Below are 15,906 nucleotides of genomic sequence, written 5' to 3'. Positions count from 1 at the left end.
GAGAGCATGCACCGTCCTGCGCACGCCGCTGGCGCGAGCGAGCCCGAGCAGAGAACTGGCGGATGTGGAACCTGGTGCAGGCCATCCACCACTGCTGCGGGGTGAGCCTTCTCAAGGCCCACCGCCTCGCCCAAGGCTGGACGGCACAGGCCGCCATCGACCACCTGACCGAGCTGTGCGAACGCGAGCACCTCGGAGGGCCACACGCCAACATCGATCTGCTGAACGTGTGGGAGAACGGCCGAGGCCGCCCGCGACCTGACACCCTCGACCGGCTATCCAGGCTGTACCGGGCCAACCCCGTCCGGCTCGGCTTAGCCGCCGACTATTCAGACGATGCCGTCCCCAGCGAGGCTGCGGTCATTCCCGCCCCGCGCACGCCACCACCATCGCTTCCCACCCCGCACGTGCCGGTGCTCACTCCGAGCGGCTTGCACAACCCCGGGCCGTCGTACGAGGCCAAGGATGAGACTGACCGACGAGCCCTGTTCAACGACGTCATCATCGGGAACGCCCAAACCTCACGCGGCCGCTTGCTGGCCGAAGTGGAAGCGCTTCGACGGCAAATGGACCGCACCCTGGCCTCCGGCACGGTCACCGAGGACCAGATGGACCGTCTTGAGGAAACAGTCCTGCGCTGTCGCCGCGACTACCTGACCACGCCGCCCTTGCCTATGCTGTGCCAGCTCATGCTGGAGTTCAGCGATGTCCGCAGCCTCTCCTCCCGGCGGCAGTCAGGACCGATCCAGTGCCGGCTCTCCCGGGTTGCCGCCGCACTTGCGATCCTCAGCGCGGACGCCCTGATGAAGCTGGGCGACATCCGCCAAGCTCGCGCCTGGTACGGGACCGCGAAGACGGCTGCCGACGACACCGGCGACCCCCAGCTCCGCGCCCTGGTCCGTGCGCAGGAGGCGATGCTGCCGTACTACTACGGCGATCCATCTGAAACTGTGAACCTTGCGCGAGAAGCCCAAGCCCTCGGCCGCGCGAAGCCCTCGTCACCCACAGCACTCGCTGCAGCCGCCGAAGGCCGCGCCTTGGCCCGCATCGGCGACCAGCAAGGGTCCATCAGCGCGCTCGCCCGAGCCCAACGGCTCTTCTCCCAGATCAAAGACCGCAACACGGGGCCACTGGCCTTCGACTTCACCGAGCAGCGCCTCTACCTGTACATGAGCGGTGCCCACGCGTACCTACCCGACCTTCAGCGCGCTCAGGCAGTCCACGACACGGCCTCGGCCCTGTGCCGACCGACCGGCCCGGGCATCGATCCGGCGCTGATCGAATTGGACCGGGCAACAACACTCGCCCGCAGCGCAAGGGAAGCCGAGGCTTGCGAACTCGCAACCCAGACCCTCCTGGCACTACAGTCCGCACAACGAACGACCATCATGTTCGTCCGTGCCCGCGACATCCGTTCAGCGATCCCCGCCAGCCGCCGGCGCGACAAGGCTCTGCAGACCTTTGAAGAGGTCCTGGCCTTGAACTCCAGCACAATCCATGCTCGCCGAGATGCCTAACCGGCTGACCGGCGCGACAAATCTCCGCGAGCGCGCCCACCAGATCCTCGACGAGGTGTGCAACCGGGTCGGCCTCGACCCGACCGGCGCCGAACTGCTCCGGCTGCGCAGCAACGCGGTGTTCAAACTTCGCGCCCCGATCATCGCGCGGATTGCCACGGCCCCCACTGCCGTCGAGCGGCTCCCGGCCGTCCTGGCGGTCACCCGCTGGCTCGCCGACCGCGGCTTCCCGACCATCCGCCCAGCCGACGACATCACCGGGCAACCCATGAACGTCGACGGAGCCGCCATCACCTTCTGGCACTACATCCCCACCGCTTCAACTCCCGCGACCACAGCCGACCTCGGCCGGCTACTCCACGCACTCCACACCGGGCCAACGCCACCCCTTCGGCTCCGGACGCTGGTAGACCCGCTGGCGAGCATCCGCGCAACCGTCCAGCACCAACCCGGCGTCCTCGACCACGACGATCAACGCTGGCTCCGCGATCGCATCGCCGACCTCACCGACGCCTGGCATGCCCTGCCATTCCGCGAGCCACCAACACTCCTGCACGGCGACGCGTGGATAGACAACCTGCTTCGCCACGAGGACGGCCACGTGCTCCTGAGCGACTGGGACAGCGTCGCCCTCGGCCCCCGCGAGTGGGACCTGGTCCACAGCTACCACGGCCAACGCCGCTTCGGCCTCTCCCCTGCGGACGTGAACGACTTCGCCACCGCCTACGGCTACGACCTGCGCGAATGGAGCGGCTACGAAACCCTCATGCAGATCCGCGACACCTATGCCATCGGCATCCACATCCGCAACGCCCCCGGCGCCCCCTTCTCATGCCGAGAACTAAGCCATCGTCTCAGTTGCCTAAGAGTTGGCGACACCCGGACCCGCTGGCATATGAAAGAGAACAATAATTTGTGAGCACAGGGATTTCGGGCTTTCGATGGTTGGTGTCCATCCCGAACAGCACCCGCATCTGATCCAATAAGCTGATTTCCATCTTGATCTCCGCTGGTCACAGGCTGATCGCGGGCCGCGCGGCGCGTCGGTAATCGAAAGAGTTCCCGGTAAGTCAAGGTTTGTGACCACCTTGACCACCAGGAGCTCCGATGCTGTTCCAAAGTACTGCGCTGGATCTGTCCCTCTCGGCCCGCGAGTTTGTGGCCGACCTGGTTCACGGGCATCGAGCGGGGCTGGGGTCTCGGTGGCGGCGGTTGCCTTCTGGCCGTCAGGCGCTGCTGGCGTACCTGCGCCACAGCCAGACCTTCGCGCGTTTGGCGGCCGAGTTCGGTGTCGGCGTCGCGACCGCGCACCGCTGCGTGACCGAGGTGATCGATCTGCTCGCCGAGTTGGCCCGGGCCTGCGGCAAGGGCTGCGGATCGCGCGGCGCAAGGCGTATGTCGTGCTGGACGGCACGCTCGCGCCGATCGATCGGCTGTCGGGCGCAAGCGACCGCCTGTACTACTCGGGCAAGCATCGCCGCCACGGCGTGAACGTGCAGTTCCTCACCGACCCGCATGACGAGTTGATCTGGGCCTCGCCGACTGCCCGGCTCGGCGCATGACCTGACAGCGGCCCGTGAGCACGGCATCGTCGACGGTCTGACCTTCTGGGCAATCGCCGGCTACGCCGACAAGGGTATCAAAGGGCCGGCGCCATCGGCACTCCTTACAAGCGACAGAAGGGCCACAGGCTGGGACGCAAGAAGCGTCAACCGATACCACGCCAAGTCCGCGCCGTCGGTGAACGCGGCGCCGCCAGCCTCAAGCAATGGCGCATCCTGCGCAAGGAACGCTGCTCAACCAGCCGCATGACCGCTGTGCTCCAAGCGATCCTACCCTCGGCTACCAGCGCCGATGAGAATGGAATCACCTCACTATCATAGTTGATCAAGACTGAGAACCCTTTGCCCGTCGGAAGATGTGGCAACTTATGGTCAACTAATCGATTGCTATTAAGGCAATGTCGAGCTATCCTCCCTTAAAGGAGACGAGGCCATATATTTTAGAATCGTTTGGACAAAATTATTACGACCACACGAACAGCACTGTATGCCATCCTTGGACTTCAGGCATTTTCAATTATCTGCTTGTTTTTTCAATGGTTCGCGGTGTATCGCAGCTGCATCAATCTAGAAAATCGTTTCGACCAAACGTATTCCACCAACACTGGCGCACAATCAGTACAGTGCGCCTATCGGCACGACGGGACTAACATTCCGTTTTCGATATCAATGCAACCAACTCTCATTGCGTTGATACTACTCGCCGTTTCAATCACGCTTACGATAGTCCTAATTAGATCTACCTCCACGATTAGGAGTGAAACAAAATGAGCGGAATCATGCGTTTCAAGATTTTCATGTCGATGATGCTGACACCCGCCCTCATCGTGAGCAGTCAGTCGACGGCGATAGCTGCGGAAACGGAACTACCGACATCCGTTTCGTTGAGCAGCGAACCAGGTCGGACTACGTTGACTATCGGGCACGGTGTCGATCTAAAAGATGCCATGACTGCCGTCAGTCAATCCGAGGTGAACGTCCTCGAATATCACTTCGACGGGAATGGCGTAGTCGGAGGAATGAAACCGGATCCTAATCGCACTCTAGAGTTCAATCTAGGCTGGGCCAAGAACACAATCAAACAACGATACAATCGGACGCCGATCGTATCTAATATTGTCGTATCGCCCACTACTTCAGCGCCAAAGGTCAGGGCTTTGCGCGAGAAATTGACGCACGCACCACGACCCGTGTTGACGAATTCGCCAGTGAAATTGAGCGACCCGATCCCCGCAACTGCGAGTAAGAACTTAGCATCTATTCGACGAGAGCCGCAAGACATTCCTGAGCACTTTCCCTCTCTTTGGCGAGGGTATGCCTATCCTAACGTATACGCGGGAGCGAATCTCCGGAGCTATGACAATATCTTTATTTTCCAAAGTGCCGTCGGCGCCAACCCAACTATATTCCCGTCCGATTGGGGTATGGAGCTAGGGATCACTACGTTTAATGACTCCATAATTGACAGGATCAGACCCTTCTGCGGCGGAGATGGCGAGAGGGCACACACCGAATTCTGGTCCAGCACCTATTATGCCTCGCCGGGCTACCTCTGGACAACCAACATCCCGCCAGAAGCCGCCCCCTATGCCGACAGCAATATTCAACTCGACAGTTGTCAGGCGAATTCTGCGGAACTCGGCGTTGGTTACCCGGCCAATCTTCATGCAGACACGTGGTACAACCTCTTGGTAGAGTTGGCGCCCGGAAATAGCGGCAATTCACCGGCGTCAGCATCTGTCAGCATGTTGAGCAATGACTGTACCGGAACTCCAGATAGCGACTGCATGGGGCTAAATACTGATCGTCAGCCCCCGACTGGATTCGAAAAAGTCCAATCCTATGTAAATCGCGATCGGAATTGGGTCATCCCGAGCTGTGCATACATGGAGGAAGGGCTAGACTCGCCGGTGTTTGCCTTCCCAGGTGGGCCCTTCTGGAAACTTGAGAACTGTCCTGAACAGAAGGGGTGACTGTCCACTCGGTGGTACCCCAGCCCCCGTCTCTGTTCACGCGGAGACGGGGGCCGCTGCGTACGTCACGTGGCTCCAGCCTTGTGACGCTCAAATGTTGGGTCAACCTGGTCTGACCCGTGGCTATGCTGCGTGGTAATACTCGCTGATCAAGCTAGAGAGCTTCAATAGTTAGAGTTACCGGTTGTGTCTTGCTGGTTACTGGTCTGCTGGGTGTGGGTGGGTTACCTCTGGTGGATGCGGTATGGCGAGGGTGGCGGGTTGACCGCTGTGGAGCGGGCGCGGCGGGAGGCGCTGCGGCTGGAAGCGGCCCGGCTGTTCGAGCAGGGCTTGCTGTCGGATGCGCAGATCGGGTGCCGGTTCCGGGTGACGCGGATGTCGGTGAACCGGTGGCGGCGCGCCTGGCGGGACGGCGGCTCTGGCGTCCAAGGGAGCTGGCGGCGCACAATGCAAACTGGCCGATGACCAGGTGATCCTCCTGGAGCAGGCATTGGAGCTCGGCCCGGCCGCGCACGGCTGGACCCAAGACCAGCGGTGGACGCTCACGCGGATCGCCGAGGTGATCTGGGAGTTGTTCGCGGCCTCCTACACCCCGGCCGGTGTGGATGTGCTGCTGCACCGGATCGGGTGGAGCGTGCAGATGCCGTCCCGCCGCGCCGCCGAGCGCGACGAGGACAAGATCGACCGGTGGCGGGAGCAGGTGTGGCCGACGGTGGAAACACCGCGGGCGACCTGAGCGCCTGGATCTGCTTCGAAGACGAGGCCGGCCAGGGGCTGAGGCCGCCCAAAGCCACCACCTGGGGACGACGCGGACGCACACCGGTGGTGCGCGTCACTTCCCGCGGCACCCACCGGGTCTCGCTGGCCGCGCTCGTGGCCGTCAAGCCCGGTGAGCGCCCCCGCATGTTCTGCCGTGCACACGCCTACCGCGGCCGCAAGCACGAGAAGAAGGGGTTCGACGAAGGCGACTACATCCGCCTGCTGGATGCCGCCCACCAGCAACTCGGCGCACCCATCGTCGTCGTGTGGGACAACCTCAACACCCACCGCTCAGCCCGGATGCGCCGCTACCTGGCCACCCGGGACTGGCTCACCGTCTTCCACCTGCCGCCCCACGCCCCCGAACTCAACCCCGTCGAGGGCCTCTGGTCACACCTGAAACGCTCCCTGGCCAACCTCACCAAACACACCATCGACCAGCTCATACGCCTGATCAAACCCGCCTGAAACGCATCCAGCACCGGCCCGCCCTGCTCAACAGCCTCCTCACCCACACCCACCTGCCAATCAGTAACCCCAACCATTGAAGCTCTCTAGCAGGGCTTGGCGGCCCGGCAGCAGCGCCCGCCACCGCGATGCGTCACCTCCCCGCACCACAACACCTCGGGGCGACGGCGGCGAAGTTGCGGCGCACCAGATCCGGCGCGGCCGGCCGCCTACCGGCCGAGTCAGCGACCGCTGGGTCTTCACCGGACACCCGGCCTGCCCCCGACTCGGTCATCCGCGCTGCGACCGTGTTGACCGAGACCTTCCAGCCCGCCTCCCGCAGATCATCAGTAATCCGCGGCGAGCCCGTAGGTGCCGCCCGAGGCGGTGAACAGGCGCTTGATCTCTCATCCAACCGCACCCGCCGCTGCTCGCGAGGGGTCGGCCCGCGGTTGATCCACTTGTAGAACCAGGCCTGCCAAACCCCAAGGGCCCGGCAGGCGATCGCATGCGGGATACCGAACCTGGCCCTGCAGGACGCGATGAACTCCGCGACGATCAACGGCTCATCGAGTCCTTCACCCACAGGACCACAGATCGCTTGAGCAGTTCACGCGTCATCTCAAGCTCAGCGCGATCCTTCTCCCATTGCACCCGCTCGGCCCGCAACCGAACCAGTTCCGCACGCTCGGACTCACCCAGCTCGCCGTCCTGGGCCCGGCCTGCTCGCGGTCGTTCTTCACCCAGTTATGCAGCGTGTAGGGACTGATCCCCAGATCCCGCGCAACCTGCGCGACCGGCTTGCCGGTCCACTCCTCCCCCAGCCTATCGAATCGGCTTTGCCAAGCCCATAACGAGCACCTGATGTCGAGAGAAGGGCCAGGTCAGGCGGTTTTTGAGCACGGAGGGTGGCTTTACCTCCGAGGCAGCGACTGACGCTCGATCCGGAGTCTTCGCAGGTCAGAGCGATTATGAGCACTTCATGAGCACTTCGTAAGCACGCTCGGGTGCCTACGAAGTGCCCATGAAGTGCTCATGGCGTGACGGATACCTGACGCCATCGATCCGTCACGACCTTCCGGGGGCGTCATGAGCAACCACCAGATCAACGACCAGCGTCCGCACCGCGCGACAGGCGGCGAGTACGGCGACAATGCACTGAGCGTCGCCGAGCGCTCCTTTCGGCTGCTGACCACCGGCCCGAACCCACTGGCGCTCGATGGAAGGACGGTGGGGCATGGCCTGCCCGCTCGTGCCATCGACCTGAGCGAACTGCGCACGCTGCTGCTCGAGACGTCCGCATCGGACGAACTCAAGGACGCTGCGTGGCGGGAGCTCGTCCGCAGATCGCGGTCCGGCGATCCCGCCTGGGTGGTGGGCTGCGTCGGTGTGGCGATGCCTGGGCTGAAGAGCACGGCCGCCCGTGTGATTCGTTACAGCCCGAGCCGGCTCGTCGACGACATCGTCTCGGAGCTGCTGACGGAGTTCGTCGCGCAGCTGGCGCGCATCGACATCGAGCGCCCGCACATCGCCGCGCGGCTGATGCTGTGGGCACGGAAGGGAGCACTGCGGGCTCGCGGACGGGACGCGCGTCATGTCCCGTGCGACCCGAGCGAGCTCCCCGACCACCCACCCGTCTCCGACGTCGACCCGGTCGTCCTGCTGTTGGAAGCCGCGCGACAGGGGATCATCACCTCGGCCGCCGCTGAGCTGATCAACGCGACGCGGCTGGACGGCCTGTCCGTCCAGCGCCTGGCCAAGGACAAGGGCGAGCCCGCGAGCCGGCTGTACAAGCAGCGGCAGGTCGCCGAGGTCCGCCTTGTGGACGCAATTCGGGACGGCCGAATCTCGGTGATGTCCGCTGCTCATGCCATGGGAATGTGAGCCCAAAGAGGAATCGCGCCGGTGCCGGCTCATCGAAGCACGGTTCGCATTTCGTCCATATGGGACAGGTGGTCATGCCGGCCAACGTCTCTTGGTCTCGCATGTGAGGGGATTTTCCCTCATCGCGGCGTGACGGGAGGTCAAAGCACTTCGCTTGCGCCTACGATCGCTCGACGTCGCCTTGCCGGTGCTGTCTCGACGGAGATCGCGACAGCACCGGTGGGCGATCAAGTTATGGGGGTGTGGACTTGACCGGAATCGATCACCAGGCGGTGAGTCGGCTCTGCTGGCTCGGCGTCACATGCGTCGTACTGACGCTATCTGGTTGCAAGAGTGACAACGAGGCCGTTGCCCTGCCGTCGCCGAGCGACTCGTCCATCCCGCTTCATTCTCCTGTTCCGGATGACGATGCGGTCAAGCGCGCCTACACATCCTTCATCGCCATGCTCGACCACGCCGACTCTCTTCCAGAGAGTTCCCGGAAGCAGCAATTGTCCACGTTGATGGTCGAGCCTCAACTTTCGCGTGTGCTCAAGCGAACCGAGGAACTCAGAAGTAAGGAACTCACCTCGTACGGGAAGGTGATCGTTCACATCACGAGTGTGGAAGTCACCGGCAACGATGCGACTCTGCGCGACTGCCAAGACTCCAGCAAGGCTGGACTCATGAAGATAGGCTCGCACGAAAAGATCAACCGCGGGGTCCAGAAGGGCAACACCAAGGCGTACGTGATCAAAGCTGCGGACGGGGAATGGCGCGTCAGCAAGTACGTTGTACTGGGTGAGGGCTGCTGAAATGGCTCCCGCTGCCTCTGTCGTGCTGACCAGTGGCGCCCTCCTGCTGCAGCCCATTTCGGCTCCTCCTCCACGAGATCCGATGCCTCCCGACGCCAATCTGAACGGGTACGGCTTCGGAGCGCAGGACGATGGGCGCCCTGGGAGGGCTGGAGGGCAACCCGGCCCGCATCCGACTGGGGCGAGTGCTCCTGTCGACGAGTCGCATGACATCGGACCGCACGATTGTCGGAGATTGAGCGATGACGTGGAGGTCTGCACACCGGTTCGCAAGGCTGCGCAGGTGTCCCCGGCGGAGTTGGCATTGAGCAGATGGACGCGGATGCCTATCCCCGCGCCAGTGGTGCGGACGGCGCCACCTCGCCGATCTGCCGGGCTGGTGGGTCTCCCGGAGTGGTTCTGGGTGACGAACTCCCGGCCGATCAGTGGCCGGGTGACGGCGCGGGACGTGTGGGTTGAGGTCACGGCCAGGCCGCAGAGCCTGACGATCGATCCGGGCTATGGACATCCCGCCGTTCGATGCGCCGGAGTAGGCACGGCGTACGACAAGTCGCGCCCGGCATCGGCGCAGCGCACCGATTGCTCGTACACGTTCCAGCGGTCGTCGGCGAATGAGCCGGGTGGCGCCTACCGGGTGCGGGTGACCGTGACGTGGGGCGGCACGTGGCGGGGGTCGGACGGGTCCGGCGGAGCGTTGCCGCCGTTGACACGTTCGACGAGTTTCCGGTTGCGGGTGGCCGAGGCGCAGGGTCTGTACGGGTGAGGAGCACGATGAAATCCAGCGGCGGCACGCTGCCCAAGCCGACGGTTCCAAAGCTGACCGGCGGGCCGGTGCCGGCGTCGTCGAGGCGGCTGGCGCGGCAGCGGCGGCCCAGGTGGATCGTGGCCGGGATGGTGCTGCTGGTGTTCGCCATGGTGGCGAACGTGTACCTGTTCCGTTCAGCTGGAGAGCGGATGCCGGTGGTGCGGCTGGCGCGCGATGTCCCTGTCGGACAAGAGCTCGTCCAGGCCGATCTGGACGTGGTGCGGGTGGCAACCGATTCGGCCGTGGCGACGATTCCGCAGCGGCAGCTGCCGGAGGTGATCGGGCAGCGGGCCGCGGTGGGGTTGCGGAAGGGGACGTTGCTGGCGGCCTCGCAGTTGACGGCCCAGCAAAGTCCGCAGCGCGGGCAGGCATTGGTGACGGTGCCGTTGAAGGCCGGCGCGGTGCCGCCGGGCCTGGCACCTGGATGGCTCGTCCGTGTGGTCTTCACCCCTGGCGAGCAGGGTGCTGATGCCGGCTCTGTGCAGAGTCACCCTGGGACGGGTGTGCTGCGGGACGTCACGGGCGTGATCGAGCAGGTGGAGAGCCCGGACACCGAAGGAGCGGTGACGGTGTCGCTACTGGTGGCCGATTCGGACAGCAGCACGGTGGCGCGGCAGGCAGCGGCCGGATCAGTCGTTCTCGTGGTGACCGAAAGGCGAGGTTGAAGCGATGGGCTTGTGCTGCCTGATCTCTCCTGGCGGAGCCCCCGGGGTATCCACCACGGCTCTCGGTTTGTCGTTGCTGTGGCCAGGGCGGGTGCTGTTGGCCGAGTGCGACCCGATGGGGCGCCGGGTCCTGCCGGGATTCATGACGGACCGGATGCGCGAATCGGCTGGCCCAGGGCTGCTCGGGCTGGCGATGGCGGTCGAAGCCGACCAAGAAGCGCCGGTACCGCTGAAGGAGTACGTAGTGCCGATCGCGGACGACGGGCACGTGGATCTGCTGCACGGCGTCCGTGATCCTCGGCACGGGACACGGCTGACGCCGGTATGGCCCCGGCTGGCCGAGGCGCTGGCGGCCTGGGACGGCGATGTGATCGCCGACCTGGGCCGGGTCGGTGGCACCGACACCCCCACCGAACTGCTGAAGGCGGCTGACGCGGTCGTCATGATCCTCAAGCCGACCCTGGCGCAGGTCGATGCTGCCAGGCCACGGTGGGACACGCTCAAAGAGCTGGTGGGTGAGCACGTGACGCTCGGGTTGGGTCTGGTCGTCGATGGGCCCTACAGCGCGGCCGAAGTCGAACGCGCCCTGGACGTCGCGGTAATGGCCGAGCTGCCGTCCTCACCGATCGACGCAGGGGTGCTGTCGGATGGTGCACGTCCTCGGCTGACGTTCAGGACCTCGCTGCTCGTGCGTTCGCTGAACAAACTAGGACGACGACTCCACACCATCATCGGCTCGGGCTCGTCGGGCACCTCTCCACGTGGAGCAGCAACGCGGCCGGAGCTTCTAACGGAAGCTGGGGTCGGCACGTGACCGCGCCAGGCTGGAAGTCCACCGGAATGCACACCCCAGCACCGTTCGCGGTTCCTGTGCAGCGAAGCGGCGAAGCGAACGTATGGGCAGCGGTCCGTGAGGTGTCGGCGCAGCTCGTCGACGTCTTGGGCGACGGGGTCGACCGGGTTCGAGCGCGCCAGTTGATCGATGTGCAAGTCCAGGCGTGGGCGCACGAGCAGATGGCCGCCGGGCGGGTCACCTCCGCGTCCGAGCAGCGGCACGTTGCGCAGCTGGTGTTCGACCGCCGCTTCGGGCTTGGGGCTCTGCAACCGTTCCTGGAACGTTCCGACGTAGAGAACATCGTGGTCAACGGCTGCCGCCAGACCTGGATCAGCTACACCAACGGCACGAAGGAACCGGGTCCTCCGGTCGCCGAAACCGACGACGACCTGATCGAGTGGGTGCAGCTGCTGGCGCGGCGCGGCAACACGGGCCGCGAGTTCTCCCATGCATCACCGCTGTTGGACGTCGCGCTGAACGACGGGGTCCGGCTCGCCGTGGTCGGCTGGGTCTCCCGACAGCCGCACCTGGCGATCCGAGTGCACCGCCTCGTCGACATTTCCTTGCGACAGCTCACCGGACTCGGCACCCTCACAGAGCCGCTGGAGCAGTTCCTGCGAGCCGCGATCGCCGCGCGCCGCAACATCATCGTGTGCGGAGAGGTCAACACCGGCAAGACCACCCTGGTGCGGGCTCTGGCCAGCGAGGTCCCTCCGCAGGAGCGGATCATCACCCTCGAAAGCGACTTCGAGCTGTTCCTGGACGACCCGCGCTTGGCGCACCGGCATCACGACGTAGTAGCCCTCGAAGCGCGCCAAGCCAACTCCGAAGGCGCGGGCGAGGTGCGATTGCAGGACCTCGTGCCGGCGTGCCTTCGCCTCAACCCTGACCGTGTCATCGTCGGTGAAGCCCGGCACGGAGAACTCGCTCCGATGCTGGAGGTGATGTACTCGGGCGCGCGGGGCTCGATGTGCACGCTGCACGTCCACCGCCCCGAGCACGTCTTCAGCCGCGTCGTCCAGCTTGGCCGCCGCGCCGACCTCGGCTTGGGCGCCGCCGATGTGCATCTGATGTTCGGACTGGCCGAACCCCTCATCGTCTACCTGGAACGCGACCAAGCCACCAACGACCGGTACGTGTCCCAGGTGATGGAGATCGGGCCGCCTGCGGACTCCGCCGAACCCACCCGCAACTTCGTTTTCACCTCTGGCCTGGATGGACGCGCCACCCCAGCGGACGGACACATCAGTCCCAGCTTGCTGGACGAGCTTTGCCAGAACGGCTTCAACCCCGAGCTCCTGACACCCCAGCCAGCACATGGGAGTTGGGCATGACGGGGCTGCTGGCCGCTTTCGCGGGCCTGTGCGCCGCTGGAGGCGTCTTCGTGCTCGTGGGTGCAGTCCGGGGCGTCGAGTTCGGCGGGAGGGACGACCGTCCACCGTCTCGGATCCAGATCATGTTGCGGTCGTCGGCATGGCCAGGGCCTCGCAACCGGCTTCTCGGCGCTACCGGCGGCGGGTTGGCGGTCCTGCTGCTATCGAGATGGCCAGTGGCGGCGCTGGCGGTCGGAGCCGGGGCGTACGCGCTACCGCCGATGCTGTCGGGCCGCGCGCCGCGGCGCCGGATCGCGCGGCTGGAAGCCCTGGCGCAGTGGTCACGTCGGCTGGCGGAGATGATCGGGGCAAGCCGTGGTCTGGAGCAGGCACTGGCCGACAGCGCGCGTGTCGCTCCCGACGTGATCCGCGAGCCTGTCGGACTGCTGGCAGGACGGCTGAACAACCACGCCAACACCGACCAGGCGCTACGGGCGTTCGCCGATCAACTGGACGACCCCATCGCCGACCTGATCGCCTGCGCTCTGCTTCTGGCCACACGCCGCCGCGGCCCAGGCACCCGAGACGCCCTGAGGTTGCTGGCCGACGCCGTCGAGCACGAGGTGATCGTCCGCCGCGACGTCGAAGCCGAACGAGCCGGACTACGGACGACCCTGATCGTGATCGTCGCCTCCGTCGGAGCGCTGAGCGTGTTGTTCGCGTCCTCACAAACCCTCGCCGACCCTTACGACACCCCGCTCGGACAGACCGTGCTCGCCGTCGTGGCCGCCATCTACGCGGCCGGGCTGTGGTGGATGCGCCGCCTTGCGGTCCTGTCGACCGGCACCCGGTTCCTTCACACCGCCCGCCCGATGGCCACCGCCGAACAGGGGACGGGCCAGTGACCACGATCGCCGCCCTCGCCGGGTGCCTGGCCGCCGCCGGCCTCATCCTGCTCCTCCGTGAGCTGCGGCCTGCCCCGCCGCGCCTGGACGCCGCTCTGGCCCGTATCCAGGCGGGACCCTTCAAGGCCACCCCGGTCCAGGACGACAGGGCGACGATGCCGGAGAGGGTCGGCCGATGGCTGGCCGAACGGGCCACCCGTCCACAAGGGCTGCTCGCCGTCCCCCGCGCCGACCTGGCGCTGCTGGGGCGTCCGGTCGAGCGGTTCATGCTGGACAAGCTGGCCCTGTTCCTCACCGGCCTCGCCGTGCCGTCGGTGTTGGCCGGCCTCGTCAGCTTGACCGGGGGGTCGCTGCCGTGGACCTTTCCGGTGCTGGCCGGGTCGGTACTGGCCGCGGTGTTGTCGCTGGTCCCGGACTGGAACGTGCGTTCCCAGGCTCGGCAGCGCCGCAGGGATTTCCGCTACGCCTTCACCTCCTACCTGCAACTGGTCGTCCTGGAACGTCAAGCCGGTGCCGCCCTGAACGCCGCATTGGAGAATCCCGCGAAGATCACCGATGGATGGCCGTTCCGGCGCATCCATCAGGCGCTGTCCCGGGCTCGGCACGCCCAGCAACAGCCCTGGCGCGCACTCTCCGATCTCGGCGCCGAGACCGACATCCGGGATCTGACCGACCTGGCCCACACGGCGGAGATCGCCGGGAGCGAGGGCGCCAAGATGCAGGACGTCCTGATCGCCAAGATCACGTCGATGCGGCATGAGGCGTCCGCTGCCGCACGCGCCGAAGCCAACGCCCGCACCACCGCGATGTGGGTGCCGACCTCGCTGCTGATGCTCGGTTTCGTGATCCTGATCGGCTTCCCGTTCTTCTCCAAGCTCCTGGCATCCGGCTAACGCCGACATCGCATCGCATCCACTCGGGGGACCATGAACACGCTCAACACTGCTGCGACACGCATGACGATCGCCGTTCTCGACCGCCTCGCTGAACTCGCCGTCCGGCGCGACCGGGGGTCGGGCGTGGTGGAGACGATCATCATCGTTGCCGGGTTCGCCGGCCTGGCCTTCACCGTCTACCTCGCCGTCGCCGGCAAGGTGAACAGCTGGATCAGCAAGATCCCCGGCTCCAGCGGCCCATGACCCTGCGCAACCCGATCAAGGGGCTCGGATGGGAGACGGGATCGGCGACCGTCACGGCCGCGATCGTCTTCCCCGCCGTCGGTGTGCTGTTCTTGGCGCTGCTGCAGGCGGTCATGGTCTCGGTCGCCCGTGACGTGGCCCTGTCGTCCGCAGAAGAAGGACTACGCGCGGCTCGCGCCCGTCACGGCACCGCCGCTGACGGTCGCTCCGCCGCCATCTCCTTCGCTCGCGCCGAACCCGTTCTGCGTTCACCGAAGGTGACCGTGTCCGGAGGCACGACCATCAGCGTCCAAGTGTCCGGGAGTGCTCCTTCGATCCTGCCCGGCGTCGACATCGCCATCAGCCGCACGGCACGGGGCGCAAGAGAACGCTTCACCACCGAGCAGCCATGAAAGCCCGTTTCAGGCAGAGCGCACCGTTAAGCACAAGGGATGCCGGGAACGCGGCCGTGGAAGTGGCGATCCTTGCGCCCCTGTTCATCACGTTCCTGGCCGGGCTGCTGATGGTGATGCGGGTCCAGCACGGCAGCGCCGTCGTCGCCCAGGCAGCCGCCGACGCAGCCCGGCACGCCTCCATCGCCCGAACCGCCACACGAGCCCGCGCGGACGCAACATCCAGCGCGATGGCGACGCTGAGTGACCGAGGGCTGCGTTGCCGCCCGAGCGTCCGACTGGACTTGTCCGGCTTCCACCGTCCGGTGGGCCGGACCGGGACGGTGGCCGCGCGAGTCACCTGCGTCATCCGGCTTGCCGACGTGGCGCTACCGGGCATGCCCGGAACACGCACCGTCACCAAGACTCACCGGTCTCCTATCGATCCCTACCGGGGAAGGACTCGGTGACCGCCTTGGCCTCATGGATCGTCCGCCGCCGACAGCCTCTCACCGATGCCGGCAGCGTGAGCGTCTTCGCCGTCATCCTCACCCTCGTCGTGGTGGTGTTCTTCGGCGCTGTCGTCGACTTCGAGCAGAAACTCGAAGCCCGCCAGGACGCCAACACCGTTGCCCAGGAAGCCGCCCGCGCCGGCGCCGGACGCGTCGACCCCAACCACGCCTATGCCGACGGCAAGTTCACCGTCGACCGCCGTGCCGCGGTCCGCGCCGCACGCGACTACCTGCGGGCGGGCGGCTACACCGGCACGGTGACCGCATCCGAAACGCGGGCCATCCACGTCCACGTCACCGTCACCCGGACCGCGCTGTTCCTGCCCGTCATCGGCATCAGCCACCTGCGCGCCGACGGCACCGCGACCGCGAACCTGACCACCGGAGTGAAAGGACCTCACCAGCCGTGACCTACACCGGACGCA

At 65.7% G+C, this 15,906-nt stretch carries 15 protein-coding genes and 2 pseudogenes; 16 read left to right on the top strand and 1 reads right to left on the bottom strand.

Annotated features, from left to right (window positions below; genetic code table 11):
• Nucleotides 1–62: 62 nt before the first annotated feature.
• The 5 genes and pseudogenes from SM418_RS31275 to SM418_RS38005 all read left to right on the top strand — a co-directional run bounded on the left by SM418_RS31275 (nucleotide 63) and on the right by SM418_RS38005 (nucleotide 6,359).
• Nucleotides 63–1,517: an NsdA family TPR-like regulatory protein gene (locus SM418_RS31275; RefSeq protein ID WP_371944914.1), complete on the top strand. Its 1,455-nt coding sequence runs from the start codon at nucleotides 63–65 to the stop codon at nucleotides 1,515–1,517.
• Entirely contained in the window at nucleotides 1,498–2,436 is a 939-nt protein-coding gene (locus SM418_RS31270; protein WP_371944913.1) for a phosphotransferase, read from the top strand. Before SM418_RS31275 ends, SM418_RS31270 begins: the two co-directional genes overlap by 20 nt.
• Nucleotides 2,437–2,624: 188 nt before the next feature.
• A pseudogene (locus SM418_RS31265) lies at nucleotides 2,625–3,400 on the top strand (transposase family protein).
• Between the two features lie 446 nt (nucleotides 3,401–3,846).
• Entirely contained in the window at nucleotides 3,847–5,052 is a 1,206-nt protein-coding gene (locus tag SM418_RS31260; protein ID WP_371944911.1) for a hypothetical protein, read from the top strand.
• A 237-nt stretch (nucleotides 5,053–5,289) separates the two neighbouring features.
• Nucleotides 5,290–6,359 (top strand): annotated as a pseudogene (locus tag SM418_RS38005) (IS630 family transposase).
• Nucleotides 6,360–6,875: 516 nt separating this feature from the next.
• On the opposite strand, the gene SM418_RS31240 reads toward SM418_RS38005, so the two are convergent.
• Nucleotides 6,876–7,082, bottom strand: coding sequence for a transposase (locus SM418_RS31240; RefSeq protein WP_371944951.1), 207 nt, complete (start codon nucleotides 7,080–7,082; stop codon nucleotides 6,876–6,878).
• A 265-nt stretch (nucleotides 7,083–7,347) separates the two neighbouring features.
• Here SM418_RS31240 and SM418_RS31235 point away from each other — a divergent pair, with 265 nt between their 5' ends.
• The 11 genes from SM418_RS31235 to SM418_RS31185 all read left to right on the top strand — a co-directional run bounded on the left by SM418_RS31235 (nucleotide 7,348) and on the right by SM418_RS31185 (nucleotide 15,891).
• Nucleotides 7,348–8,142, top strand: a complete 795-nt coding sequence (locus SM418_RS31235; RefSeq protein ID WP_371944908.1) for a hypothetical protein — start codon at nucleotides 7,348–7,350, stop codon at nucleotides 8,140–8,142.
• A gap of 248 nt (nucleotides 8,143–8,390) precedes the next feature.
• On the top strand, nucleotides 8,391–8,936 hold the full coding sequence (locus SM418_RS31230) for a hypothetical protein (RefSeq protein WP_371944907.1): 546 nt from the start codon (nucleotides 8,391–8,393) through the stop codon (nucleotides 8,934–8,936).
• A 771-nt stretch (nucleotides 8,937–9,707) separates the two neighbouring features.
• Nucleotides 9,708–10,406, top strand: a complete 699-nt coding sequence (locus SM418_RS31225; protein WP_371944906.1) for an SAF domain-containing protein — start codon at nucleotides 9,708–9,710, stop codon at nucleotides 10,404–10,406.
• 142 nt (nucleotides 10,407–10,548) lie between these two features.
• Nucleotides 10,549–11,220 carry a hypothetical protein gene (locus SM418_RS31220; protein ID WP_371944905.1) on the top strand — a complete coding sequence of 224 codons (672 nt, stop codon included), beginning with the start codon at nucleotides 10,549–10,551 and terminating at the stop codon, nucleotides 11,218–11,220.
• Nucleotides 11,217–12,575 (top strand): TadA family conjugal transfer-associated ATPase, encoded by a 1,359-nt coding sequence (locus SM418_RS31215; RefSeq protein ID WP_371944904.1) that lies wholly within the window; start codon nucleotides 11,217–11,219, stop codon nucleotides 12,573–12,575. The genes SM418_RS31220 and SM418_RS31215 overlap by 4 nt, the downstream gene beginning before the upstream one ends.
• Nucleotides 12,572–13,459, top strand: coding sequence for a type II secretion system F family protein (locus tag SM418_RS31210; protein ID WP_371944903.1), 888 nt, complete (start codon nucleotides 12,572–12,574; stop codon nucleotides 13,457–13,459). The genes SM418_RS31215 and SM418_RS31210 overlap by 4 nt, the downstream gene beginning before the upstream one ends.
• Nucleotides 13,456–14,352 (top strand): type II secretion system F family protein, encoded by an 897-nt coding sequence (locus tag SM418_RS31205; protein ID WP_371944901.1) that lies wholly within the window; start codon nucleotides 13,456–13,458, stop codon nucleotides 14,350–14,352. The genes SM418_RS31210 and SM418_RS31205 overlap by 4 nt, the downstream gene beginning before the upstream one ends.
• A gap of 63 nt (nucleotides 14,353–14,415) precedes the next feature.
• Entirely contained in the window at nucleotides 14,416–14,598 is a 183-nt protein-coding gene (locus SM418_RS31200; protein WP_371944900.1) for a hypothetical protein, read from the top strand.
• Nucleotides 14,595–14,990 carry a pilus assembly protein gene (locus tag SM418_RS31195; protein WP_371944899.1) on the top strand — a complete coding sequence of 132 codons (396 nt, stop codon included), beginning with the start codon at nucleotides 14,595–14,597 and terminating at the stop codon, nucleotides 14,988–14,990. Before SM418_RS31200 ends, SM418_RS31195 begins: the two co-directional genes overlap by 4 nt.
• Before the next feature lie 56 nt (nucleotides 14,991–15,046).
• Nucleotides 15,047–15,439 (top strand): TadE/TadG family type IV pilus assembly protein, encoded by a 393-nt coding sequence (locus SM418_RS31190; RefSeq protein ID WP_371944898.1) that lies wholly within the window; start codon nucleotides 15,047–15,049, stop codon nucleotides 15,437–15,439.
• Between the two features lie 56 nt (nucleotides 15,440–15,495).
• A complete protein-coding gene (locus SM418_RS31185) occupies nucleotides 15,496–15,891 on the top strand; it encodes a pilus assembly protein TadG-related protein (protein ID WP_371944897.1) in 396 nt (131 codons plus the stop codon).
• Nucleotides 15,892–15,906: the final 15 nt, after the last annotated feature.

Source organism: Actinomadura chokoriensis, from assembly GCF_041463665.1.
Taxonomy (GTDB): Bacteria; Actinomycetota; Actinomycetes; order Streptosporangiales; family Streptosporangiaceae; genus Spirillospora; species Spirillospora chokoriensis_A.
This window is presented reverse-complemented; position numbering and strand designations above follow the sequence as displayed.